1 protein-coding gene is annotated in these 349 nt (G+C 45.0%); it reads right to left on the reverse strand.

All coding sequences use genetic code 11. From position 1 onward, the window contains the following. The coding region (locus tag KP705_RS19875) for a protein rep (RefSeq protein WP_215765561.1) at positions 1–349 on the reverse strand (349 nt) is incomplete at both ends.

Genomic DNA, 349 nt, shown 5'->3' on the forward strand with positions numbered 1-349 from the left:
GCCATCCTCCATCGTCTCAATATCGTTCGGCTTAGTCACATATTTTGTGACCTCATCAACAGACTCAAGAGTTCCCGCATCCTTAACAATGCACGACATCCTCTCACGAACATCAGCAAGAAAATCCTGCCAGCCGTTCCCCTTCAAATACGGCAGATAAAAGAGGATATTCATATGCATGTTAAGGGTTTCATGATCCTCATTATGAGTGAACTCAGTCCCCCTGAAATACAGATTTGAACCATATTTTTGATTGAGCCAACGGAAGCAATCAGAGAGCTTGCGTGTCCATTTCCTATGCTCCGCCTTGAGGTCATCATATATGCGGACGTTCTCACCGCAGGTGATA

It is taken from the genome of Gluconobacter sp. P1D12_c (genome assembly GCF_018812105.1).
Lineage (GTDB): Bacteria > Pseudomonadota > Alphaproteobacteria > Acetobacterales > Acetobacteraceae > Gluconobacter > Gluconobacter oxydans_A.